Annotated in this window: 22 protein-coding genes; 6 read left to right on the top strand and 16 right to left on the bottom strand. The window is 64.2% G+C overall.

The window, feature by feature from the left end; all coding sequences use genetic code 11:
• Nucleotides 1-156: 156 nt before the first annotated feature.
• The 5 genes from NKJ90_RS19065 to NKJ90_RS19045 all read right to left on the bottom strand — a co-directional run bounded on the left by NKJ90_RS19065 (nt 157) and on the right by NKJ90_RS19045 (nt 5,866).
• On the bottom strand, nt 157-1,095 hold the full coding sequence (locus NKJ90_RS19065) for an ABC transporter substrate-binding protein (protein ID WP_023757323.1): 939 nt from the start codon (nt 1,093-1,095) through the stop codon (nt 157-159).
• Nucleotides 1,096-1,171: 76 nt separating this feature from the next.
• A complete protein-coding gene (locus tag NKJ90_RS19060; RefSeq protein WP_023757324.1) occupies nt 1,172-2,170 on the bottom strand; it encodes an ABC transporter permease subunit in 999 nt (332 codons plus the stop codon).
• Entirely contained in the window at nt 2,167-3,711 is a 1,545-nt protein-coding gene (locus NKJ90_RS19055; RefSeq protein WP_352486474.1) for a sugar ABC transporter ATP-binding protein, read from the bottom strand. The genes NKJ90_RS19060 and NKJ90_RS19055 overlap by 4 nt, the downstream gene beginning before the upstream one ends.
• Nucleotides 3,708-5,087: an FGGY-family carbohydrate kinase gene (locus NKJ90_RS19050; protein ID WP_023757326.1), complete on the bottom strand. Its 1,380-nt coding sequence runs from the start codon at nt 5,085-5,087 to the stop codon at nt 3,708-3,710. Before NKJ90_RS19050 ends, NKJ90_RS19055 begins: the two co-directional genes overlap by 4 nt.
• A complete protein-coding gene (locus tag NKJ90_RS19045; protein WP_023757327.1) occupies nt 5,084-5,866 on the bottom strand; it encodes a DeoR/GlpR family DNA-binding transcription regulator in 783 nt (260 codons plus the stop codon). The genes NKJ90_RS19050 and NKJ90_RS19045 overlap by 4 nt, the downstream gene beginning before the upstream one ends.
• Before the next feature lie 191 nt (nt 5,867-6,057).
• On the opposite strand from NKJ90_RS19045, the gene NKJ90_RS19040 reads away from it, so the two are divergent.
• From NKJ90_RS19040 to NKJ90_RS19030, 3 genes are read left to right on the top strand one after another with little or no spacing between them, the layout of a single operon-like run.
• Complete coding sequence (locus tag NKJ90_RS19040) at nt 6,058-7,104, top strand: class II aldolase/adducin family protein (RefSeq protein ID WP_023757328.1); 1,047 nt, start codon at nt 6,058-6,060, stop codon at nt 7,102-7,104.
• 20 nt (nt 7,105-7,124) lie between these two features.
• Nucleotides 7,125-8,399 (top strand): FGGY-family carbohydrate kinase, encoded by a 1,275-nt coding sequence (locus tag NKJ90_RS19035; protein ID WP_023757329.1) that lies wholly within the window; start codon nt 7,125-7,127, stop codon nt 8,397-8,399.
• Complete coding sequence (locus NKJ90_RS19030) at nt 8,396-9,247, top strand: TIGR01459 family HAD-type hydrolase (protein ID WP_023757330.1); 852 nt, start codon at nt 8,396-8,398, stop codon at nt 9,245-9,247. The genes NKJ90_RS19035 and NKJ90_RS19030 overlap by 4 nt, the downstream gene beginning before the upstream one ends.
• Here the strand turns inward: NKJ90_RS19030 and NKJ90_RS19025 are convergent.
• Nucleotides 9,234-10,244 (bottom strand): sugar-binding transcriptional regulator, encoded by a 1,011-nt coding sequence (locus tag NKJ90_RS19025; protein WP_023757331.1) that lies wholly within the window; start codon nt 10,242-10,244, stop codon nt 9,234-9,236. The genes NKJ90_RS19030 and NKJ90_RS19025 overlap by 14 nt on opposite strands.
• A 159-nt stretch (nt 10,245-10,403) precedes the next feature.
• On the opposite strand from NKJ90_RS19025, the gene NKJ90_RS19020 reads away from it, so the two are divergent.
• Entirely contained in the window at nt 10,404-11,207 is an 804-nt protein-coding gene (locus NKJ90_RS19020) for a hypothetical protein (protein WP_023757332.1), read from the top strand.
• A 15-nt stretch (nt 11,208-11,222) separates the two neighbouring features.
• Here NKJ90_RS19020 and ptsP read toward each other — a convergent pair whose 3' ends face one another.
• From ptsP to NKJ90_RS18995, 5 genes are all read right to left on the bottom strand, one after another.
• Nucleotides 11,223-13,202: a phosphoenolpyruvate--protein phosphotransferase gene (ptsP, locus tag NKJ90_RS19015; protein ID WP_023757333.1), complete on the bottom strand. Its 1,980-nt coding sequence runs from the start codon at nt 13,200-13,202 to the stop codon at nt 11,223-11,225.
• Nucleotides 13,203-13,259: 57 nt separating this feature from the next.
• Nucleotides 13,260-13,640: a PTS glucitol/sorbitol transporter subunit IIA gene (locus NKJ90_RS19010; RefSeq protein ID WP_023757334.1), complete on the bottom strand. Its 381-nt coding sequence runs from the start codon at nt 13,638-13,640 to the stop codon at nt 13,260-13,262.
• 27 nt (nt 13,641-13,667) lie between these two features.
• Complete coding sequence (srlE, locus tag NKJ90_RS19005) at nt 13,668-14,672, bottom strand: PTS glucitol/sorbitol transporter subunit IIB (protein WP_023757335.1); 1,005 nt, start codon at nt 14,670-14,672, stop codon at nt 13,668-13,670.
• Between the two features lie 16 nt (nt 14,673-14,688).
• Entirely contained in the window at nt 14,689-15,450 is a 762-nt protein-coding gene (gene srlA, locus NKJ90_RS19000; protein WP_023757336.1) for a PTS glucitol/sorbitol transporter subunit IIC, read from the bottom strand.
• Nucleotides 15,451-15,566: 116 nt separating this feature from the next.
• Complete coding sequence (locus NKJ90_RS18995) at nt 15,567-16,004, bottom strand: transcriptional regulator GutM (protein ID WP_023757337.1); 438 nt, start codon at nt 16,002-16,004, stop codon at nt 15,567-15,569.
• Nucleotides 16,005-16,198: 194 nt separating this feature from the next.
• Between NKJ90_RS18995 and NKJ90_RS18990 the strand changes: the two genes are divergently transcribed.
• Complete coding sequence (locus tag NKJ90_RS18990; RefSeq protein WP_023757338.1) at nt 16,199-16,840, top strand: hypothetical protein; 642 nt, start codon at nt 16,199-16,201, stop codon at nt 16,838-16,840.
• Nucleotides 16,841-16,931: 91 nt separating this feature from the next.
• Nucleotides 16,932-17,606, top strand: coding sequence for an HAD family hydrolase (locus tag NKJ90_RS18985; RefSeq protein ID WP_023757339.1), 675 nt, complete (start codon nt 16,932-16,934; stop codon nt 17,604-17,606).
• A gap of 3 nt (nt 17,607-17,609) precedes the next feature.
• Here the strand turns inward: NKJ90_RS18985 and NKJ90_RS18980 are convergent, their stop codons facing one another.
• The 5 genes from NKJ90_RS18980 to NKJ90_RS18960 all read right to left on the bottom strand — a co-directional run bounded on the left by NKJ90_RS18980 (nt 17,610) and on the right by NKJ90_RS18960 (nt 22,754).
• Entirely contained in the window at nt 17,610-18,752 is a 1,143-nt protein-coding gene (locus tag NKJ90_RS18980) for a DUF930 domain-containing protein (protein WP_023757340.1), read from the bottom strand.
• A 337-nt stretch (nt 18,753-19,089) separates the two neighbouring features.
• Nucleotides 19,090-19,263, bottom strand: coding sequence for a hypothetical protein (locus NKJ90_RS18975; protein WP_023757342.1), 174 nt, complete (start codon nt 19,261-19,263; stop codon nt 19,090-19,092).
• Between the two features lie 66 nt (nt 19,264-19,329).
• Nucleotides 19,330-20,724: a pyruvate dehydrogenase complex dihydrolipoamide acetyltransferase gene (locus NKJ90_RS18970; protein ID WP_352486473.1), complete on the bottom strand. Its 1,395-nt coding sequence runs from the start codon at nt 20,722-20,724 to the stop codon at nt 19,330-19,332.
• Nucleotides 20,725-20,727: 3 nt separating this feature from the next.
• Nucleotides 20,728-21,726 carry an alpha-ketoacid dehydrogenase subunit beta gene (locus NKJ90_RS18965; protein ID WP_023757346.1) on the bottom strand — a complete coding sequence of 333 codons (999 nt, stop codon included), beginning with the start codon at nt 21,724-21,726 and terminating at the stop codon, nt 20,728-20,730.
• The gene (locus tag NKJ90_RS18960) at nt 21,726-22,754 is read right to left on the bottom strand and encodes a thiamine pyrophosphate-dependent dehydrogenase E1 component subunit alpha (RefSeq protein WP_023757347.1); all 1,029 of its coding nucleotides are present in this window, start codon (nt 22,752-22,754) and stop codon (nt 21,726-21,728) included. The genes NKJ90_RS18965 and NKJ90_RS18960 overlap by 1 nt, the downstream gene beginning before the upstream one ends.

Here is a 22,754-nt window from a genome sequence, read left to right as displayed (position 1 = left end):
CCCCCCCCCCCGCCCGCCCCCCCCCCCGCGCCCCCCCCCCCCCCCGCCCCCCCGCCCCCCCCCCCCCCCCCCCCCCCCCCCGCCCCCCCCCCCCCCCCCCCCCCCCCCCCCCGCGGCGCCCCCCCCCCCCCCCCCCCCCACGCTGCTGAGGGACGTTTAGCGGGCCGCGGTCCAGCCCTTGTAGTCCTTCAGGTTCTCAGCCGTGATCAGCTTCGGGTCGAGCAGCACGGTCGGCTCCGCTGGCTTCTTGCCGGCCAGCAGTTCAGCCGCCATCGTCAGCGACTGGCCGGCCATCACATAGGGGTCCTGCGAGGCCGAAGCCTTGATCATAGAAGTGCCGGAGGAGAGTTCCTTCTCGATATCGGGCGCGCCATCGACGGCGGTGAAGAGGAACTCCGAGCGGTTGAGCTGCTTGGCCGCAAGCTGGGCGCCGATCGCCGTCGGGTCGTTGATGGCAAACACCGCATCAATCTTGTCGAAGCGGGTGAGCAGCGACTGGAACACCTTCAGGCCGCCGTCACGCGAGCCTTCGGCATTCTGGTCGTCGGAGAGGATCTTGATTTCGGGATGCTGCGCCAGCACGTTCTTGCAGCCCTTCACCCGCTCCAGGATCGACGAGGATGCCGGCCCGTTGAGGATCACGTAGTCGCCCTTGCCGCCGGTATGGTCAACCAGGTACTGGCAGGCCTCTTCGCCGGCCTTGACGTTGTTGGTCATCACCGTGACGTCGGCGCCGGGTGCCGAAACGTCGAAGGCGGCGACGACGATGCCCGCAGCCTGCGCCTTCTTCACCGCCGGCGCGATAGCCTTGGCGTCGACGGCGTTGAGCATGATCACATCGACGCCGGCGGCGATGAACGAATCGACCTGCGAGACCTGCTTGTTGAGGTCATAATCGGCCGACACCGACGTCACCTCGACCTTCGGATTGATCTTCTTGGCCGCGTCCTCGATGCCCTTGATGGTGGCGACGAAGAAGGGGTTGCCGAGCAGGCCGACCGAGATTCCGACCTTGTTGAGGTCCTTGGCCGAAGCAGGCGCGATGGCGAGCGACGCGAGTGCGACGCCGCAGAGCAGTTTGGCGATGGTCTTCATTGTTTTCCTCCGATTGCCCCGCGCCTCTCACGGTGCGTTACACAAACCGGTCGTTGACGCCGGCGACTAAGGTCAATCACGTTCGTGCTCCGGCCTGGAGCCTGTAGCGGTCGAGGGCGACCGCCACGATGATGACCAATCCCTTGATGATGTACTGCCAGATGTCCGAAACGCCGGCCAAGATGAGCCCGTTGGAGAGCACGGCGATGATCAGGCCGCCGATCAGCGTGCCCCAGATCGAGCCGACGCCGCCGACGAAACTGGTGCCGCCGAGAATGACCGCGGCAATGGCGTCGAGTTCGTAGGACTGGCCGAGCTGCAAGCCGTTGGCGGCATAGAGCCGGGCCGCCGACATGGCGCCGCCAAGGCCGGCCAGCAGGCCGGAAACGCCGTAGACGAAGAGCAGCACCAGCGGCACCTTGATGCCGGTCAGGCGTGCCGCCTCGGCGTTGCCGCCGACGGCGTAGATCCAGGTGCCGAGCACGGTGCGCTTGAGCACCAGCCAAGACAGCACCACCACCGACAGCGCGATGATGACCAGCCACGGAATGCCGAACAGCGAACCGTTGCCGATGAAGTCGAACGGCAGGTCCGCGTTGAACACCGTCGTGTCCTGGCCGAGCAGGCGGGCGACGCCGCGCACAGCGGTCAGCGAACCGAGCGTGACGATGAAGGGCGGCAGCTTGATATATGCTATGAGCAGCCCGTTGATGACGCCGAAGCCGAGGCCGACCAGAATGGCCGCCGGCACGCCGAGCAGGCCCCAATCAGGCACCAGCGATACGATCACCGCCACCATCGCCGAGGCAGCAAGGATGGCGCCGACAGACAGGTCGATGCCGCCTGTCAGGATGACGAAGGTCATTCCGGCCGCAAGCACGATGTTGATCGATGATTGCTGTGTGACGATCAGCAAATTGGTCTCGGTCAGGAAACGCGGGTTCAGGAATTGGAAGCCGGCCGCCAGCAGGATCAGTACCGGCAGCATGCCGAGGGCGGCGAAAGCCGTGCGCAACCGCCGGCTCGCGCCCGTGGCCTGGCCGCCTGCGCTGATCTCGGTCGCCTTGTCGGTCATTGCTGAGCCGCTCCCGTTGCAAGTTCCATGATTTTTTCCTGGCTGAGCGGCTCGCCCTGGCTTGCCGTCACCTCGCCCGAAATCGTGCCGTCGCGCATCACCAGCACGCGATCGGCGACGCCGATCACCTCCGGCAGTTCGCTGGAGATCATCAGGACGGCGATGCCCTGCTTGGCGAGATTGTCGATCAGCCGGTAGATTTCCGACTTTGCCCCGACATCGACGCCGCGGGTCGGCTCGTCGAGGATGACGACCCTCGGCTTGGTTTCGAGCAGCCGGGCGAGCAGCACCTTCTGCTGGTTGCCGCCCGACAGCGAGCCGGCATTGGCCTGCACCGAACCGGTGCGGATGGAGAGATCGGCAACAGCCTTGGAAGCGCGTCTTTCGGCGGCCGCGAAGTCGCGCAAGCCGCCTGCGCCCGCATCCTTCGCCAGCACGCCCATATTGATGTTGTCGGAAATCGACATGTCGAGGAACAGGCCGAGTTCCTTGCGGTCCTCGGTCAGATAGGCAATGCCGGCATCGAGCGCCTCACGCGGCGAGCCGATGGTTGCAGGCTCGCCGTCGAGTTCCAGCGTGCCGGATGTGCGCCTGTCGGCGCCAAAGATCAGCCGTGCAAGCTCGGTGCGGCCGGAGCCGACCAGACCCGCCAACGCCAGCACCTCGCCCTTGTGCAGGTCGAATGAGCAGTTCTTCAGGAGACGGCCGTCGGACATGCCGCGCACCGAGAGTGCCACCGCGCGCTTTTCGTCCGGCGGCCTATGGTCCTTCTTGTAGAAGGCGGACAGATCGCGGCCGACCATCATCGATACCAGGCGCGAGGCGCTGAGCTCGGCCCGCCCGAGCGTGCCGACATAACCGCTGTCGCGCAGCACGCTGACGCGGTCGGCAAGCTGGTAGACCTCTTCCATGCGGTGACTGATGTAGATGATGGCGATGCCTTGCGATTTTAGCGTCGCAATGACCTCGAACAGCCGGTCGGTCTCGCGCGAGGTCAGTGAAGTCGTCGGCTCATCCATGACGATGATGCGCGCATTGGTCGACAGCGCGCGGGCGATCTCGACCAGTTGGCGCTCGCCAAGCGACAGGCTGGAGACCACGTCGCGGGCCGAGAAGGAGACGCCGAGACGCGCGATGATCTCCGTGGCCCGCCGGGTGCACTGGTCACGGTCGACGATGCCGAAACGGCGTGGTTCGTTGCCGAGGAAGATGTTTTGCGCCACCGTCAGATTGGGCGCCAGCGACAGCTCCTGATAGATCACCGCGACGCCGCTGGCGCGCGCCTTGATCGGATCGCCGGTCACGGCGGGCATGCCGTCGATCAGGATCTCGCCGCCGGCATCCGGCCGATAGGCGCCTGAAAGCACCTTCATTAGCGTTGATTTTCCGGCGCCGTTCTCGCCCATCAATGCATGCAATTCGCCGGCATGGACGCTGAGCGAGACATCCTGCAAGGCGCGGATCGCACCGAATGTCTTGGAGATGTGCCGCATTTCCAGCACCGGCTGGCGCGCCGTCTCGACTTTGGCAGCCGCGCTCATCGCGCGCCTCCCGCCGCCGCACCGGCGATGCCCCGATCCATAGCGAAGGCATGCCAATCATCGCGATAGGACGCCAATCCAGTGAAACGCGATGCGTGCACCGGCTCCGGAACCTCGGCGGCAAATTCGCGCCCGACACTCTCGAAGGCAAGCGCCGCGGCACCCGTGGCGCTGCCTTCCAGCGTGGCGCCTTGCAGGAAGGCCTGGCTGGGGCGCAACTGCGCCAGCAGGCTGGCGAGCAAACCGCCAGCGTTCAGCCCACCATCGACGATCACGGTGTTTTGCGAATGGATCAGGTCGAGCGACAGATCGACCATCAGCGCGACATAAAGCAAAGCCACGGCCGCCCGTTCCTCGGCATCGGGCGTGCGGCCGACCAGCAGGCCGGACGGGCCGGCCATCGGCCCGCCCGGCGCGAAGCTGGGCAGCGCCATGATACCGGCGTCGATCACTCGTTGTATCGCGGACAGGCCGATTTCGCCGTGCCAGCCGCCGCTGATGGTTGCGAATTCGCGTCCGCCCATGAAGCGGATAGTCGGCACCGGACCGCCATCGACATCGACATTGACCAGCATGTCGCGATCCTGGTCGAGCGCGTCGAGCGGGCAGTCGGGATTGAGCACGACGACCCAGGTGCCGGTCGAAACGACGGTGACCGGGCCGAGCTCTTGCCGGCGATAGGCATGCAGCGCCGCATTCGAGTCATGGACGCCATTGTGGATGCCGACTGGCCGCGCCGAACCTCCGAGGTGCCGTTCGCCGATCACGGCGCCGGCGCGCTCGAAGGAAGGCATCCGGTCACGCCAGCCCTGGGCATCGACCAGCGAGGAAAAGTCTTGGCTACGCGGCGCCCACAGATGCGAGTGGCAGCCGAGATAGGACACTTCCGAGACCGCCCGCCCGCCAAGGCGCCAGCTCCAATATTGCGGATAGCCGAGGATCGATTTCGCCGCAGCGAACGCGCCGGGATCGACCTCCTGCAGCCACAGCATGTGGCGGCCGTAGTTGAAGCCGAGCGGCAGTCGCGGCGAGAAGGTTTCGGCAAAATCCGGAATGCGGCGATCGATCCGCGCGGCAATCTCGGCCGGCGGCTCCTGCTCGTAGTCGAGGATCGGATGTGTGAGCGCCGTCTCGTCGATCAAGGCAAAGGTGCAGCCATGGCCCGACACCATCAGCCCCTCGACACCGTGGCTGCCGACCGCATCGGCGACGGCATTGAGCGCCCAATCGTGGAGCGTTGCCTCGTCGAGCACGCTGAAGCCACCCTGGGGCACCCAGTTCGGCTGTGTCCGGCGCTCGTCGAGAATGCGTCCGTCCTGATCGAAGACGAACAGCTTCGAATTGGTCTTGCCGAAATCGAGAACCGCCACCTTCACTGCATGGCTCCCGAGGATGAGGCTATCCGCACCATGACGCCGGCATCTTCCAGCATGCGCGCGTCGGTGTCGGAGAGGCCGTCGTCGGTGACCAGCGTCCCGATGCGGGAAAGCGGCAGAGCGACGTTGCGTGCATGGATCGACAATTTGCGGCTGTCGGCCAGCACCACGATCTGGTCGGCGCAGAGGCTGAGGTCGACGATGGAGCGCACCAGCAACGGATGCGATTCCAGCACGCCTTCCTGGCCAATGCCTTGCGCGCCGAGGAAGAATTTCGAGCCGTAGAAGGGCACGGGCTGGATGAGCGAATGGATGATGCCGGGTTCGCGGTGCAGGTCGCCGCCGGCAACGGTCAGGCTGCAATGGCCGTGGTCGCTCAGATAGGCCGCCAGCGGCATCGAGTTGGTGTAGAGGCGGATGTTGCGCTCAGCGAGCTTGACGCCGAGATGGAAGCAGGTCGAACCGCCATGCACGATGACTGCATCGCCGTCCCGCACCATCGTCGCGGCAAGGGCGGCGATCTGCCGCTTGGCCTCGACCGCTAGGTCCCGGTTCTCGTCATAGGGCCTCGCATAGGCGACACCTGCCTGGGAAGCACCGTCAAGCGCCGAGATGCCGCCATAGACCTTTCGCGCCTCGCCGGCTTCATCGATCCTGTCGATGTCGCGCCTGACCGTCGCGGCGGAAACGCCGAGCCGCTCCTGAAGCTCGCGCACCGAGGCGAACGGGCGATCCCGCAGCAGTTCAACGATCTGACGCTGGCGGCCGGAGTCGCTCACTCTTTCCTCCCGAGTGCCTTTTTCCGTGGCAATTGGCGCAACTTACTCAACATTAGGCGGATTGCAAGCGGGTTTTGATGATAGTAGATCACTATTGACGTAGATCACTCGTATCTGCGATATCAGCGCCAATTCGACCCGGCAACGGGATTTCGCGCAGGACACGGCCGAGCCGTTGGAGGAAAAGCGCCATGGCAACCCAAGCTGACGCGAAGGAACTGGCGGCCTTGCGGGCGCTTTCGGCCAGCATCGGGCGAAGCCCGCACCTGACCCAGGCGGCAGGCGGCAACACTTCGCTGAAAGCCGGCGATACGCTATGGATCAAGGCCTCCGGCACATGGCTGAAGGATGCGCTCAGCGACGACATCATGGTGCCGGTGGCCATGGCGCCGCTGCTCAAGGCTGTCGAACAGCGCGACCGCGCCGCCGACCAGCCGCAGGGTTTCACCATCGCGGCGCTCAACCCGCGCGGCCTGCGCCCGTCGATCGAGACCACGGTCCACGCCCTTATGCCGCAGCGCGTCGTTCTGCATGTCCACTGCGTCGACACCATCTCGCTTGCCGTGCAAGCCGATGGTGAGGCCGAGGTCGCCAGGCGGCTCGATGGCATCGAATGGGCCTATGTACCCTATTTCCGGCCAGGCCTGCCGCTTGCCCGCGGCATTGCCGAGAAGCTTCGACCTGATGTCGACGTGCTGGTTCTTGGCAATCACGGGCTGGTCGTCGCCGCAGAAACCGTCGCCGGGGCGGAGCTTCTGCTACGCCGAGTCAGGTCCCTGCTGGCCCGGCCGGCGCGCGCGACCGCGCCGCCCGACCTTGCCGCCTTGACGGTGCTTGCCGGCGACAGCGGCTACAGGTTGCCGGCCAATGTCGAAGCGCATGCGGTCGCGCTCGACCCGGAGAGCCGCCGCATGGCGGAGGGCGGCAGCCTCTATCCGGACCACGTCATCTTCCTGGGCCCGGGTTCCGTCGTGGCGGGGCCTGGCGAGACCGCGGCGGATGTCGTCGCGCGGCTGGGCACGGCGCCGGCGGCGATCCTGTTTCCCGGCGCTGGCGTACTGATGCGCGGCGATGCCAGTGCCGGAGCCGACGCCATGCAACGCTGCCTCGCCGACGTGACGGCGCGCATCGACGTCGCGGCGCGGCTGAACTATCTCACCGCCGCCGAGAACAACGAGCTGATCAACTGGGACGCCGAGCAGTATCGCCAAAAACTCAACGCGGCCGGCGGAGCATGATCCCGAAAAGGACCGATGCCATGATGCCACTTGCCATAGGCATCGACATCGGCACGTCGGGTGCGCGCGCCGTGGCGATGCGTCCGGATTTCTCCATTGCCGGGCATTCGGCTGTTCCGCTCGACAGGTTCGGCCCAAACCCCCGCGATCCCGCCGTGTGGTGGTCGACGGCTGGCGCAGCGCTGACGGAACTGCTTTCCGGCATCGATCGTGCAGCGGTCCGCGCCATCGCCGTCGACGGCACGTCGGGCACGCTGCTGCCGATCGATGGCGCCGGGCGACCGCTGGCCGAGCCGCTGATGTACAACGACAAGGTCACCGATGACGACATCCTGGCCGCGATCATCCGCGAGGCGCCGGGTGGAAGTGCTGCGCATGGCCCAACATCAGGGCTTGCCAAGGCGCTCCAGTTTCAGCGCCTGTCCGGCGTCGCGAAGATGCTGCACCAGGCTGACTGGATCGCCGGAAACCTCTCCGGCCGCTTCGATGTCAGCGATGAGAACAATGCCCTGAAGACAGGCTATGATGTCGAAGTCCGCCGTTGGCCGGATTGGATCGCAGCGACCGGCATGCGCATGGAGTTGCTGCCGCGCGTCGTCGAACCGGGCGATGTCACCGGCGCCCTCACCGCTGCCACCGCGGACCTGTTCGGCTTGCCGCGCGACGTGGCCGTTGTCGCCGGCACCACGGATGGCTGCGCCTCGTTCCTGGCAACCGGCGCAGCGACCATCGGCGATGGCGTCACCGCGCTGGGGTCCTCGCTGACCATCAAGATCCTGTCCGATCGGCCGATCTCGGCGCCGCGCTTCGGCATCTACAGCCATCGGCTCGGCAATGCCTGGCTGGCCGGCGGCGCGTCGAATTCCGGCGGCAAGGTGCTGGCCCAGCATTTTCCGCTCGCGCGGATCATCGAACTCAGCGCGGCGATCGACCCCACGACCACGACCGGCCTCGACTACTACCCGCTCAGCACCGTTGGCGAGCGCTTCCCGATCGCCGATCCGGCGCTGCCGCCACGCCTTGTGCCCCGTCCAACGGACGACGCCGACTATCTCCAGGCGATGTTCGAGGGCATCGCCGCGATCGAAGCACTCGGCTATGACAGGCTTGCCGAACTCGGCGCTCCTGCGCTGACATCGGTCAGGAGCGTCGGCGGTGGCGCGGCAAACCCGGCCTGGACTGCGATCCGGCAGCGCAAGTTGGGCGTCGATTTCCTGCCCGTGCTTTCCGACGAAGCCGCCGCCGGCACAGCGCGGCTGGCGCTGAAGGGCGCAAGTCAAGCGGGGCTTCTGTGAGCGTGAAACGGATCGAACGTCTGGACGGCATCGGGCCGCTGGCAGAACGCTACGAAGTGTTGCTGCTCGACCAGTTTGGGGTGCTGCATGACGGCACATGGCCCTATCCGGGCGCGGTGGCGGCCCTGCGGGCTCTGAAGCACGCCGGCAAGACCGTGGTGCTGATTTCCAATTCCGGCAAGCGGGCGCAGCCCAATGAAAGCCGGCTGTTAAAACTCGGCTTCGAACCGGGAAGCTGGGACCATTTTGTCTCCTCCGGAGAGGTCGCGTGGCGATCCTTTCATGACATGGCGGCATCGGGAGAGCTGCGCCCGGGGACAAAATGCCTGCTGATCAGCCGCGACGACGATCGCACGGCCATCGAGGGCCTGCCTTTTATGCTGACCGAGGCAGGCGAAGACGCCGAACTGGTGCTGATCTCGGCCAGCGAGGGTGACCGCTACGACCTCGACCATTACCGCCACCTGCTCGAGCCGGCAGCGGCGCGGCGGGTGCCATGCTTCTGCACCAACCCTGACTCCGTCATGCTGACATCCCTCGGCCCACGCTTCGGCGCCGGCAGGTTGGCGGACCTCTATGAGAGCCTGGGCGGCAACGTCACCCGCATCGGCAAGCCCTACAGGGCGATTTTCGACGCGGCACTGGCGCTGGCAGGCGAGCCGGACCGCGGCACCGTGGTCTGCATCGGCGACAGCGTCGAGCACGACATATCAGGAGGAAACAGCGCCGGCGTCGCCACGGCGCTGGTGCTCAGTGGAATACTGGCGGGCACACCGGATCTCGCCGCCGTTTTCGACGAACAGCAGGCGTGGCCGGACTATATTACGGACAGCTTCAGCTTCCGCTGACCGCTTCCAGCATGCGCCGTGCGCTTTCCTCGTCAGTGATCAGGATCGTTGGCGCGATCAGGGTCATGGCGCCGAGCAGCGCCTCGGTCTTCTCCGCACCGCCCGAGGTGAGGATGCGGATCGGCGCCTTGCGCAGACGGTCGACGTCCACCGACATCACATGGCTGTTGACGGGATGGTCGACCAAATCGCCATTGCGGTCGAAGAAATGGAACAGCAGGTCGCCAACGGCGCCACGCGCAAGCAGGGCCTCCCGATCCGCTTCCTTGAGAAAGCCGCCCAGAGAGAAGGTCGTGGCCGAGGCGATGCCGCCGACGCTCAGCAGAACGGCATCGAGCACGTTGGCCATCTCAAAAACCTCCTGCAGGCCGCAGCGCTCGACCAGCGCGATCTTGGTCTCGACGCTGTCGACTACCGCCGGCGTCGGGATCAGATAGCCGTCACCCTGGAAGATCTGGGCGAAGCGCCAGGCGAACTCTGCCGGGTTGTAGCGCCGCACGACGCCGACACCGCCAAGCAGCGAAATGACCTTGAAGTCGGTGAGCGACTTGGCACTGATGAAGGGCAGACTCGAGAACAGCGTCCGGCCCCAGCCGACGCCGACGCGCATGCCGGACTTCATCGTATCTGACAGGAAGCTGCCGGTCTTGGCGCTGATCGCCTGGACCGGGTCGGCATTGGGCGCGGAAAGCGGTGCCACCAGCGCCTGTTGCAAGCCGAACGTCTTTTCCAGGGCGCGCTCCAGCCGCACGATCTCCGACAATTCGCTCTCAATGCTGATTTTGACTTCATTGCGTGCGCGGGCATCCGCCAGCATGCGCACGATGGTGACGCGGCCGACGCCGAGCACATCGGCGATCTCGTTCTGCGTCATCTGCTCGACGAAATACATCCAGGCGGCGCGGATCCTGAGGCGATCGGTCCGGCTCTCGCCGGCGACCTGCTCGGTTGCCTCGCCGCGGCCGTCGCCGTTTTCACCCTGTCGTCGCCTGCCCACGCGTGTCTCTCCCCCCTGCGGCGAAGGACGAGCGCGCCGTCGCCGATTCTGCATGCTGGTCTAGTATCGCCTATTGATCTACCAATCGATAGGAACAATGTAGAGGTGGTGGCCACTCGCTGTTGGTGGCCATCCGCAGCAATTTCGAGGCGATCCGCCATGCTCCGACAAATCTCCGAAGATGTCCGCGTCAACCTGAAGGACCGGCTGCGGGAAGTCCGCGATGCCATCCGCCAGAGCCGCCATGACGGCAGCGGCGACGCCAGTATTCTGCGCGAGGCAACCAGCCATCTGCCGTCGTTTCCGGGCAAGGGCATCGAAGACCTGCTCAGCCATGCCGCGAGTGCAGTCGACGAAGCGCTGTCGATCGCTGAATCCTTCGTCCCGCACGAGCGCCCGATAAAGGTGGACGGCACAACCGTGAAGGGCCTCGGCACCTATTTCCCGGTCGGCAACGAGGATCGCCAGCTGAGCGCGGAGCGCCTGTTCCGGCGCGATATGTACTATCTGACCAAGGCGGTGCTTGCCGGCCTGAATATCGACAATGCCCGCATCCACGAAGCTGATTTTGCCGCCGTCCATGCCACGATGCGCAAGCGGCATGGCGACCTTTTGGCCGCATTGGCCGCGCCGGGCGCCGGATTGCAGGCGATCGCGGCCATTTGTTCGGCGCTGCTGGTCGAGTGCCTCAACCAGCGTCCCGTTCGCTTTGCCGAGACCGCGCCGGAAACGTCGGCGCGGGCGAGCGGCCAAGCGCTCGACATAAGCTGCCTGGCGCCGCTCGTCTTGGCCTGCGGCCTGGCAACCACCGGCAGGGACGGTTCGCCGGAACCTGATATGCTGGAGATCGCGATCTTGGCAGCCGATATTCGCCGCGACCGTATCGTTCAGGCCTGCGCCATGGCGAACCCGATCGCCGAACTGACATCCGTTTTCGCCACCTTGCTTGCCCATTTGCCGTAATTGTCGAGACTCCGGCTAGCCTTCCGCCGCCATCGCCATGATCGCCTTCTTGGCGCGCTGGATCGAAGCCGGGCTCATCGATAGCTCGGTCAGCCCCATCCCCACGAAGGTGGCGATAAGGTCGGGACGACCGGCCGCCTCACCGCACATGCCGACCATGATGCCGGCGGCGACGCCGGCTTTGGCCGTCATTTCAATTGCCGACATGACCGCCGGATTGGTGACGTCGTTGAGCTTGGCCACGGTCGGGTTGAGCCGGTCGGCGGCCATGATGTACTGAGTGAGATCATTGGTGCCGATCGAGAAGAAAGTGACCTCCCTGGCCAGCGCCGGGGCGATCAGCACGGCGGCCGGAGTCTCGATCATCACGCCGAGATCGAACGCCGCGTGCGGCACACCCTCGGCCTTCAGTTCGGCGGCGCATTCATCGACCAGAACACGCGTCTGCCTGACCTCGCCGATATCGGAGACCATCGGCAACATCACCTTGATGTTGCCGTGCACGGCCGCCCGCAGCAGCGCCCGCAGCTGGCGCTTGAAGATGTCGGGCCGGTCGAGGCACATGCGAATGCCTCGCCAGCCCAAGAAGGGGTTTTCCTCGTCGGGAAATTCGATGCCGACAATCGGCTTGTCGCCGCCAATGTCGAGCGTCCGCACGATGACCGGATATGGCGAGAATGCCTTGGCCAGCGCCGCGTAGGTCTCCGCCTGCATGTCTTCGGAGGGAAGGTGCATGTGGCGCATGAACAGAAGCTCGGTGCGGAACAGGCCGATGCCCATCGCGCCGGCCTCCTGTGCTGCCTCGATTTCCTCCAGCGAGCCGATATTGGCCGCGACCTCGATGATCCTGCCGTCGGCGAGTTTCGGCGTCACCGTCTTGAAGACGGTCAACCCGGCGCGCTCTTTTGCCGCCGCTTCGACGCGGCCGGCGAAATCGGCGCGGGTCGCCTCGTCGGGGTCGATGATCACATGGCCATTGTTGCCGTCGAGCGCGACTTCTCGCGCGGTGCGCAAGGCATTGACATGGTCGCCGAGGCCGAGCACCGCCGGAATGCCGTGCGAGCGGGCGATAATGGCGATGTGAGAGGTCGCGCCGCCATGGCCGCATATCACGCCGCCGATGCGCTTCAGCGGCGCGCGCGCCAGATCCCAGGCACCGATGTCATCGGCAATCAGGATAGCTCCCTGAGGGATGTTCTCGAGGCTGACATCGTCCTGTCCAAGCAGCACCAGGCAGATCTGCCGGCCGACCGCGTGGACGTCATCCGCCCGTGCGTTGAGATAGTGATCATCGACAGCGCTGAAATCGGCGGCGATGGTGGACGCCGCCGTGATGACAGCCGAAATCGCGTCGTTGCCGCCCCTGATCAGGCTTTCGGCCTCGCCGGTCAGGCTGGCGTCGGCGGCGATGTCACGGAGCGCGGCGACGATGCCGCGGTCTCCAGCCGACAGGCTGTCCTGCGCCAGCGCATGGTCCATGCGCGTCTGGACTGCGGCGACAGCGGCGCGGAACCTGTCGATCTCGCCGGCAATCTCCTCGGCCTGCAACACGCGGCCCTGCCCGGCGATATCAGGCGGGAAATGCGCAAAGGCCGGGCCGATGGCGAAGCCTTCGCTCGCGGCCACACCACGCAAGCCGGTTGCAGCTCGAGGTGACGCCGGTGCGGATTCGGTTGCGGGCTTGACCGCCGGCTTCGGCCCGGTATCGCCGGTCGGCTGGTGTTCCTCATCCTCGAGACCGGCCCTCGGATTTTCCAGATAGCCGATCAACGCCTCGATGGCCTCGATGGCGTCGGCGCCATTGGCCCGAACGGTGACCTCCTGGTTCTCCTTGACCGCCAGCAGCATCAGCTTGACCGAGCTCTTGGCGCTCACCGCCTTGCCGTCCTTGACCAGCTCGACATCGGATTCGAAACCCTTGGCGAGCTTGACGAACCGCGTCGCGGGACGGGCGTGCAGACCTTCATGCACTCTGACGATGGTCGAGCGTTCCATGGCAAATACTCTGCTTTTCCTGGCGCTACCGCCAGATGGGTGACGGCGCGAATGCCGTCAGGCGGCGATGGTGATGATCGTACCGGTCTTCAGGGCGGCCACGAGCGCTTCCGGATCGACCGGCGATGCGCAGATTTCGCCTGGCCTCTCGGCCTCGGCGGCGCCGTTGAACGAGATTACGACATGGCCCATTTCCAACACCTTGCTCCATGCGCTGGCGCCGACCGCCGTTATGGAAGCTGAAACCGGGCCGAGGGTGATCGAAGCGCCCTTGGCGGGCGCTCCGTCACTTGGTCTCTGCTCGGTCTGATGGAGCACCGAAACCTCGGCAAGCTCCGGCGGCGAGCCATCCGCAAACAGGATGACCACGCCCGCTTCGGCGAGGTCCGCCACTTCGGGGCCGACGGAAGTGACCCGCGTTCTCAGAAGAACCGTCATATGGCGAACCTCATTTTCCAACTATCTTTAGAACACGATCAGGCTGACGACCCAGGCGATCAGCACCGAGACCGGGCCCATGATCTGGCGACTGATCAGCACCGCCGGAACACCGATCTCGATCGTCTTCGGCTTCGCCTCGCCGAGCGCCAGGCCGACGGGGACAAAATCACAGCCGACCTGGGTATTGTAGGCAAACAGCGCCGGCAGCGCCATCGCAGGCGAAATCGTGCCGTTGGCGATCTGCGGGCCGATGATGGCGACGCCGATGACCTGCGCGATGACAGCGCCTGGCCCGAGGATGGGCGACAGGAACGGCAAGCCGCAGATCGCCGAGATGATCAGCAGGCCGACGATGTTGTTGGCCAGCGGCCCCATCGGCTGTGCCAGCACATCGCCGATGCCGGTGTACAGGATCAGACCGATGAGCATGGTCACGAAGGCCATGAACGGCAGCACGTTGCGGATGACCTGATCGATGGTGCGGCGCCCGGCATTGAAGAAGATACCGACGATACGCCCCATGACGCGGCCTATCGAGCTGATGAGGCCGATCAGCCCACCCTCGCTTGGCAGCGGCTGTGGTACTGCAGTGGCATTGCTATTGCTCGAACCCATCGCTGCTGCTCCCCCTGCAGTGGTGACCGTTTCGGATCCGTCCGCCATTTTGATGTTGGCCGGCTTTACGCCCGAAACGTAGATGTCTTCGGTGATGAACTGGGCCAGCGGCCCGGATTGACCGACCGGCGTCAGGTTGACGGTCGGAATGCGCTTGCGCGGATAGACGCCGCAGCGTGCGGTGCCGCCGCAGTCGACGACCACGACCGCCATCTCGCTTTCGATCGGCGGCGCCCTGAAGCCGTCGACGGCTTCGGCACCGGTCATGTCGGCGATGAGCTGCGCCACCGGGTGAATGCCGCCGCCAGTCACCGAAACAACCTTGCTTCGTTGTGCGGTCGGCTCGATGACCAGTGGGCCGCCCCAGCCGGTCTTGCCTTGGGAAATCTGTACGGCTTTGTATATCTTGTCCATGATGTCCTCCCCGCCCTTACAGCTCGACGCCCTGGCGGCGCGCCATGATGGAAGTGATGCGTTCGGTCAGCATGCCCTTCAGCAGGATGACGACGAGACCGACGATGGCGTACCAGATCGCCACCTTGACGTGGTAACCGGCGACGACGGCGCCCTTCTTTTCCAGCTCCAGCAGAGCGACGAGAATGCCGCCCCAGACGAAATATTCGCCGGGATTGATATGCGGGAACAGGCCGAGCGGCGGGTGAACATAGGAAACGGCCGCGTCATAGAAGGCCGGCTTGTGCTTTTCTTCCAAGAACGATCCGAACGTGTAGGCCATCGGATTGGTGAGGAAGAACACCGCCAGCAGCGGCAACAGCGTGTAGCGCGTCAGTGCGACCCGACCGGCGCCCCGCGCCAGACCGTGCACGCGCTCTTCGCCGACCAGTTCGGTGACGGCGTAGAAGGCCGTCATCAGCACCACCAGCGTCGGAATGATGCCGGTGACGAAGCCGGCGAACACCTCGCCGCCCTTCTGGAAGATACCGATGAAATACTTGCCGATCGCGGTGAGCCAGCCGAGTTGCTCTTCCTGCTGGACGTCCTTCAGCTTTTCCTTGAACTGATCGACGGTGATCGGTCCACTGTCCGCTTGCGCAAGGACAACGAGGTGATCGGAAGCATGCTCGGCGGCGAGCTTGCCATGCAATGCAGCATCCGAGACCATGGCACCTGCGACATGCAGATTGTGCACCGCCATGTCGGCATGCTGCGCCAACAACGAAAATACAGACATTTCTCCTCCTTATGCCACCCGCCGGTTCATTCCAGTCGGTGCGCGGCGTCCTCTGTCCCTTTGATTTAGAGGTGGATTCAGATTCAGGTCGATCCGACCTGAAAATCATCCGTCCTCTAGGCCCTTGCTATGTTCAAGCCGGACAGACCCGGCTTCTTCCCCGGCTCCGACCGTGTTTTGTCGATCTGTTCGATCGCCCGTTTCACGGCCTCGGCCACACCGGATTCCCCCTCCCCCATGATTGCAGGGTTGGACCGGAGTCGATCGAGGGGAACGCCCTCGAACTCTTCATGTCTTTTGAATTTGGTGAACACGGAACGGCCGCTCATCACCATCAGGCGGCGTACGACCAGATCGGGTGTCACCACGACAAGCGCGATGGTACCCTTGGCCAATCGACCGCGAAAATTGCCGGCTCCGACGAAGCCATCCTTGTACTGATCGGTGACGCCCCTGAACACATCCGAATAGTGTCGCATCTGCAGCCAGACGCCGAGCGATTGCAGCGCCCACACAATAACCAGCAGAAGCAGTCCCCACTGCCAAATCGCCATTCGGTTCTCCTCCCGAAGCCTCAGTTGACCGCACATTGGACCGGCACGTGACAACAGCAAAGTGAGAACATTTGTTTCCGAGAATGTCAATATGTATGATATTGACCATATCTGCGGTCATCCACAGGAACGCTGACAGATTTCAGCGACGGCGCCATTGTGCTACCCTAACGAGGAAACAGGATACGAGGAATATGGATCTGCCCTTCAGGGACGAACTGGCCTTGATGCCCGACCTTCGGCATCGATTGCGGCAGCTGCGCTGGTTCCGTGCCACGTTCCGCGGCAGCGCCAAGGTGGTCTCGGACACGTTCGGCGTTCGCTTCGAGATCGATGAGGCCAAGCTCACCAGGGCTTTTCTCGACTGGGTCGAGATCATGGAGGCGCAGAAGCGCTTCGCCGCGATCGATCGCGCCGACTTCATCGTCTTTGCCGCCGGCCTGGTGCTGCGCGAGTTGATCAAACAGGCGCCGGCCAGGGAAATCTCCGGCCTTACCCAGCTGATCGAGACGGAAACGAATGCCGGCACGCTGGAAATCGTCCGCTTCTGGCCGGAAGGATTCCTCTATACCAATTACTGCGTCTCGGCGATTTCGGCGATCCACGAGCAAGAATTCGGCACGGCGCCCAGCATCGATAAATGCGCAGACGATCTGCGCACCTGGTGGTCCTATCGCGAGAACGTGACCGAGATGCCGGCCTACGCGGTTGCCTTCCTCGACCGCTTCCTCGGTGCCGAGCCGAACTGGATAACGCCGGATCGCGCACAGTCCCGGCAAGCCATGCAACGGGCGCTCGGGACTTCGCGTGCGAGCGATGCGCTGCGCCAGCTTTGAGCTGCCGGCTTGTGGCCCAAAACACCCGCCCTATTGAACGTTTGTTTTTTTGCCGATAGCGATGTGCGGAATTGACTCGATGGAGAAGCGCGTGGCGCGACCAAGGCCTATTATTTTCGATTGCGACGGCGTCCTCGTCGACAGCGAGCCTCTGGCCGCCCGGGCCTATGAGCGTGTCTATGAAAAGCACGGCATGTCCGGCGTCAACACCGGCATCATCGCCCAGTGCATCGGCATGAAGCAGTCCGACATCATCGCCAAGATCAGGGATTTGACCGGCCACCAGTTTCCGGCGGCGGCGGACGGCGACATCTGGGCCGAGACCAAGGTCCTGTTCTCCGAGGAATTGAACCCGACAGCGGGAATAGCCGCCTTTCTGGAGACGCTTGGGGGTGATCGCTGCGTTGCCTCATCCTCCTCCGTCGAGCGCATAAATCACAGCTTGGCCGTGACCGGACTGGCGCGGTTTTTCGGCGATGCGATCTACAGCTCCTCCATGGTCAAGAATGGCAAGCCCGCGCCGGACATTTTTCTGTTCGCCGCCGACAAGATGAGCGCCAATCCCGCCGACTGCATCGTCATCGAGGATTCGCCCTTCGGCATCCAGGGCGCGGTCGCCGCCGGCATGACAGCGATCGGCTATACCGGCGGCGGCCACACTTATACAGAGCACAGCGCGCGGCTGACGGCTGCCGGTGCCGATTTCGTATGCGCCGATTGGCATGAAGTTAGCCGGCAATTGGCTGGGTTTGGTGTGCCGGCCTAGCTCTTAGCGAACAGGCAGTCCAAGGCGGACCCATTGGTCGGCCGGGATCACTGGCCCGACACGGAAATTGAAAGACAAGACCCTCGTCGCATTGGTGTCGACCTCGCATCGGAAGCCAAGATGATACCAGGTGGTTGTCGTGCGGAAGGCGACATCCGGAGCGTCAAGGATATTGCCGGCCTTCAGCGGAACACTTGGGATCAACTCGGGAAAATATGAGGCATCCAGCAATTGCTGCTGCAACGCACTGGCGCAAAGTTTGGCAGCCCGCTTGCCGCGAGGCACTCCGGCCATCGAGCTTGTGGCCGACGCATCGCCGGTCGCGCCTTGCGAATAGAGTTTGCGAACACCCGGAAGCCCTGAATAGCGCCGCGATGCAGCGGCGACGTCTGCGGAACTTGGCCTGCTGGCGCTCTCGCTTGCGGACTTCGAGACCTTTGGCAGCTCGGGCTTCGGCGCATTTGTGGGTCTGGGATTCGGCGCTTCGACTGATGTCGGAAGCTCGATCTCACCGTCATCGGCGGCAGCAGCCAACGGTGTCGGTGACGCGGCTGCTTGCTTGCCATTGTCGTCCGCTTCCGGTTCCTGTTTGTCCGCCTGCTGCTTATCTACGTCTTTGGCCGAAGCTGGTTGCTTCTCCTGGGTGGGCTCGATCTCTTTCGCTGCTGGCTCCGCTGGGTCTGCCGAGGCGGTAACTTTGTCGTCTGTCTGCTTCGGCACGGCAGCCGGCTTCGGCTGTTCATCCTTGGCCGGCGAGGGCGAGTTGTCTTGAGCGCTGGCCCCATCCAGAGATTTCCTGGGGCCGCTATCCCTGTCGCCGAACTGAAAAACAGGCTTCAGAACCTCGATCGGCGAGGGCTTCGGCGGCTGTTTTTCCGCCGGAGTTGACTTTTCAATCTTCTGCTCGAGTGGTTTTTCAGCCTTCGGCTCCGGCAGCTTTTCGGCTTTGGGCTCCTTTGGCTGCGGTTTCGGCTTTGGCTGATCAGGAGGGGGCACGAGCGCGACATTGACCGCTTGCTCCTGCTGCGGCTGTTCTGGAGCCTTGGGCACGTTGTAGACCAGGAGCGCTGCGATGAGTGCATGCAGGATCATCGATGCGGGCAAACCCCACAGCAGATGCCGCCGTTCTCCTGTCTTGCCGTTCATCCTCATCGATGTGGAATGAAATCGCGGCAGGTTCAAGCATGGGCACAGGATTGGCGCAACTTAACCGCTGACAGGTTGGTGATCTGGATGACAACGCACAGGGGGTCGAGCCACCCCGGCGTTGGCGCGATTCCGAATCGGCTGGCTCTTCCGCCGGCTCGGTATCCCGTCCAGAAGCCGTTCGTCCAGGCGCGTTTCGCCAAACCAATTCAACCGATTGATGCTGACGAAGCCAGCGTCGATCGCCGCGATTTCGTCGCCAGGCTGGCTGGCATGGGTCGCGGCCGCGCGGAATAGTGATCACCGTGCGATTACCATCGCTGTCCACAATCTCGGCCTAGCAGGCGATCTTGTCGCGGCCGATGCGCGGCTGTTCCGCCGGCAGCGCGGTCGGCAGGTTGATGCTCAACCAATGGCCCTCCGTCGCCCAGTCGGCACGCGACTGCCACGGTGAGGCGATCAGCGTATCCAGCCACGGGTCACCGGCATCGGTGAAGTCAGGGTTCTTCACGCGCGAGAAAACAAGGCGTTCTGTTTGTGAGCCGGATTCGCAGGGCTACTACACCCCCGCCATGCATTAAACCAGCATGCCCATCGGGTTCTCGATCAATCGCTTGAAGGCGACCAGCAGTTCGGCACCCAGCGCACCGTCGACGGCACGATGGTCGGTCGATAGCGTCACCGACATCACGGTGGCGATCTTGATCTCGCCGTTCTTGACCACTGCCCGCTCCTCGCCGGCGCCGACCGCCAGGATCGTCGCATGCGGCGGATTGATGACGGCGGCAAAGTCCTTGATGCCGAACATGCCGAGATTGGACACCGCCGTGGTGCCGCCCTGGTACTCTTCCGGCTTCAGCTTGCGGCTGCGGGCGCGGCTGGCCAGATCCTTCATCTCGTTGGAAATGGTGGACAGGGTCTTTTCGTCCGCCTTGCGGATGATCGGCGTGATCAGCCCACCAGGGATCGACACGGCAACACCGACATCGGCATGCTTGTGCTTGACCATGGCGCTTTCCGTCCACGAGGCATTGGCATCCGGCACCGCCTTCAGCGCCATCGCCATCGCCTTGATGACCATGTCGTTGACCGACAGCTTGTAGAAGGGAGCATCACCCTTGTCGGTCTTCTTCACCGGCGCTGCCGCATTGATCTGCATACGCAGCGCCAGCAGCGCATCGAGTTCGCAGTCGAGCGTCAGGTAGAAATGCGGGATGGTGGTCTTGGCCTCGACCAGGCGCCGGGCGATGGTCTTGCGCATGTTGTCATGCGGGACGAGATCATAGGAGCCTTGCTCGAACAGGCGCAGAACGTCCCCCTCCCCCTTGAGGGGAGGGTGGCCGGCCAAAGGCCGGTCGGGTGGGGTCGGCTCGACTTGGCTCGGCGCAAAGGAGGTGCCTTCTGAGAGGACCCCCTCCGTCCGCTTCGCGGACACCTCCCCGTCGAGGGGGGAGGAAAGTGCCTCATCGATATCTGCTTTGACGACGCGACCGTATGGACCTGTGCCGGATATGCCGGAGAGGTTCAGGCCTGCCTCGCGAGCCAAGCGCCGTGCCAAAGGTGTCGCGCGGGTTCCCCCCTCCCCCTTGAGGGGAGGGTGGCCGGCCAAAGGCCGGTCGGGTGGGGTCATCTCGGCAGTGCTCGGCGCCGAGACGGTGCCTCCTGGGGCAACCCCCTCTGTCGACTTCGTCGACATCTCCCCCTCAAGGGGGGAGATTGGCACATAGCTTTCATCCTCGGCATAAATCCAGGCAACAGCCGCGCCGACCGCAATATCGACGCCCTCCTTGCCGGTGACATCGCGCAGCACGCCGCTGGCCGGCGAGTCGATCTCCATCGCCGCCTTGTCGGTTTCGATCTCGAACAGCACATCACCCTTCTTGACGCGCGCGCCCTCCTCGGCGAACCAGCGCGAGATCTGTCCGGTCGCCATGTCCATGTCGACCTTGGGAAGAATGACTTCGGTCGGCATCGACTAGCGAACCCCCTTCACGAGGTCGCGCGCGGCGGTGATGATGTCCGGAACCTGCGGCACTGTGGCCTTTTCCAACTCCGGATTGTAGGGGATCGGCGTCTCAGCGCCGCCCAGCCGCACGATCGGCGCGTCGAGATAATCGAACGCCTCGCTTTCGGCGATCATGGCGCTGACCTCGGCGCCGATGCCCAACGTCTTCACAGCTTCGTAAACGCACATCAGCCGCGACGTCTTCTTGACGCTGTCGATGATGGTCTGCTTGTCCATCGGCCGAATGGTTCGCAGATCGACGATCTCGACGTCGATGCCTTCGCTCTCCAGCGCTGCAGCGGCGTCGAGCGCCTTCTGCACCATGATAGAGGTGGCGACGATGGTGAGATCCCGGCCCTCGCGACGGATATCGGCTTTGCCGATCGGCACGGTGTAATAGCCTTCAGGCACCGGGCCCTTCACCTTGTAGAGCAGCTTGTGCTCAAAGATCATCACCGGATCGGGATCCGCGACAGCCGCCAGCAGCATGCCTTTAGCATCGTAGGGCGTTGCCGGCTGGATGACTTTCAGGCCCGGCACATGGCCGAGCCAGGCTTCGAGGCTCTGGCTGTGCTGGGCCGCCGCGCCGGTGCCGGAGCCGGCGGGAAAGCGCATCACCACCGGCACCGAGACCTCGCCGCCCAGCATGAAGCGCATCTTGGCCGCCTGGTTGACGATCTGCTCCATGGCCAGGGTGGCGAAATCGGAAAACTGGAATTCGAAGATCGGCCGCATGCCGGTGAGGGCAGCACCCACCGCGACGCCAGCGCCACCCAATTCGGAAATCGGCGTGTCGATCACCCGTGAAGTGCCGAAGCGCTCGACCAGATCGCCGGTCACCTGGAAGGCGCCGCCATAGACACCGATATCCTCGCCCATCAGGAAGACGCGTTCGTCCATGGCCATGGCGATCGCCATGGCCTCCTGGATCGCCTGGGCGTAGCTCAGTTCACGCACCATCGCGTCCATTACGCCTGCTCCGTGTAGACATAGTCCCCGGTGTCGCGAACGTCCGGCGACGGGCTCGCCTTGGCGAACTCGATGCCGTCGGCGATCTCCTGCGACACCGCTCCACGGATGGCCTCGATACCCTTGTCGTCGATGAAGCCGAATTCCCTGAGCTCGCTCTCGAACAGCGTGATCGGATCTCGGTTCGACATCCAGTCCTCGATCTCCTCCTTGGTGCGATAGCGGTTGCGGTCGCTCTTGGAATGGCCGCGATGGCGATAGGTCTTGGATTCGATCAGCGTCGGCCCCTCGCCCGCGCGGGCTCGGGCGACGGCCTGATGAGACGCCTCGGCGACCTCGGAGAAAATGTTGCCATCGACGATGACGCCCGGCATCGAATAGGCGGCGGCGCGCTCGGCGATGTTCTTGACCGCGGTCGAGCGGGCCGTCGATGTCGACATGCCGTAGCCATTGTTCTCGCAGACGAAGATCACCGGCAGCTTCCAGATCGCCGCCATGTTGAGTGCCTCGTGGAAGGCGCCTTCATTGTTGGCGCCGTCGCCGAAGAACGAGACCACGACCTTGCCCGTCTTCATCATCTTGGAGGATAGCCCGGCGCCGACGGCGATCGGAATGCCGCCGCCGACGATGCCGTTGGCGCCGAGATTGCCCTTGGCGACGTCGGCGATGTGCATCGAGCCACCGCGTCCCTTGCAGTAGCCTGATGTCTTGCCGAAGAACTCGGCGAACATGCGCTTGACCTCGGCGCCCTTGGCGATGCAGTGGCCGTGGCCACGATGCGTCGAGGTGATCTGGTCATCCTCGGATAGAGGCATGCAGACGCCCATGGCGCTGGCTTCCTGGCCGATCGACAGATGCATGGTGCCGTGGATGAGGCCGCGCGTGTAGCACTCCTCCGCGCCCTCTTCGAAGCGGCGGATGAGGTACATCTTGTAGAGCACCTCCCTGAGCCGCTCGGCGCTGTACTGGCGATAGACGAAAGGCAGGTTGGCGCGACTATCAGTGACGGCTTTGCTGGCTCCTGCCAT

The organism is Mesorhizobium sp. M0051 (assembly GCF_040323235.1).
Classification (GTDB): Bacteria; Pseudomonadota; Alphaproteobacteria; order Rhizobiales; family Rhizobiaceae; genus Mesorhizobium.
Note: the sequence above shows the minus strand (reverse complement) of the source record. Positions and strands in the feature narration are given on the sequence as shown.

Bases quoted from the DNA above. Each gene is read 5' to 3' on its own strand.
- NKJ90_RS19065 (WP_023757323.1), bottom strand. From the start codon at position 1,095: ATGAAGACCATCGCCAAACTGCTCTGCGGCGTCGCACTCGCGTCGCTC.
- NKJ90_RS19060 (WP_023757324.1), bottom strand. From the start codon at position 2,170: ATGACCGACAAGGCGACCGAGATCAGCGCAGGCGGCCAGGCCACGGGC.
- NKJ90_RS19055 (WP_352486474.1), bottom strand. From the start codon at position 3,711: ATGAGCGCGGCTGCCAAAGTCGAGACGGCGCGCCAGCCGGTGCTGGAA.
- NKJ90_RS19040 (WP_023757328.1), top strand. From the start codon at position 6,058: ATGGCAACCCAAGCTGACGCGAAGGAACTGGCGGCCTTGCGGGCGCTT.
- NKJ90_RS19035 (WP_023757329.1), top strand. From the start codon at position 7,125: ATGATGCCACTTGCCATAGGCATCGACATCGGCACGTCGGGTGCGCGC.
- NKJ90_RS19020 (WP_023757332.1), top strand. From the start codon at position 10,404: ATGCTCCGACAAATCTCCGAAGATGTCCGCGTCAACCTGAAGGACCGG.
- ptsP (WP_023757333.1), bottom strand. From the start codon at position 13,202: ATGGAACGCTCGACCATCGTCAGAGTGCATGAAGGTCTGCACGCCCGT.
- NKJ90_RS19010 (WP_023757334.1), bottom strand. From the start codon at position 13,640: ATGACGGTTCTTCTGAGAACGCGGGTCACTTCCGTCGGCCCCGAAGTG.
- srlE (WP_023757335.1), bottom strand. From the start codon at position 14,672: ATGGACAAGATATACAAAGCCGTACAGATTTCCCAAGGCAAGACCGGC.
- srlA (WP_023757336.1), bottom strand. From the start codon at position 15,450: ATGTCTGTATTTTCGTTGTTGGCGCAGCATGCCGACATGGCGGTGCAC.
- NKJ90_RS18995 (WP_023757337.1), bottom strand. From the start codon at position 16,004: ATGGCGATTTGGCAGTGGGGACTGCTTCTGCTGGTTATTGTGTGGGCG.
- NKJ90_RS18990 (WP_023757338.1), top strand. From the start codon at position 16,199: ATGGATCTGCCCTTCAGGGACGAACTGGCCTTGATGCCCGACCTTCGG.
- NKJ90_RS18980 (WP_023757340.1), bottom strand. From the start codon at position 18,752: ATGAACGGCAAGACAGGAGAACGGCGGCATCTGCTGTGGGGTTTGCCC.
- NKJ90_RS18970 (WP_352486473.1), bottom strand. From the start codon at position 20,724: ATGCCGACCGAAGTCATTCTTCCCAAGGTCGACATGGACATGGCGACC.
- NKJ90_RS18965 (WP_023757346.1), bottom strand. From the start codon at position 21,726: ATGGACGCGATGGTGCGTGAACTGAGCTACGCCCAGGCGATCCAGGAG.
- NKJ90_RS18960 (WP_023757347.1), bottom strand. From the start codon at position 22,754: ATGGCAGGAGCCAGCAAAGCCGTCACTGATAGTCGCGCCAACCTGCCT.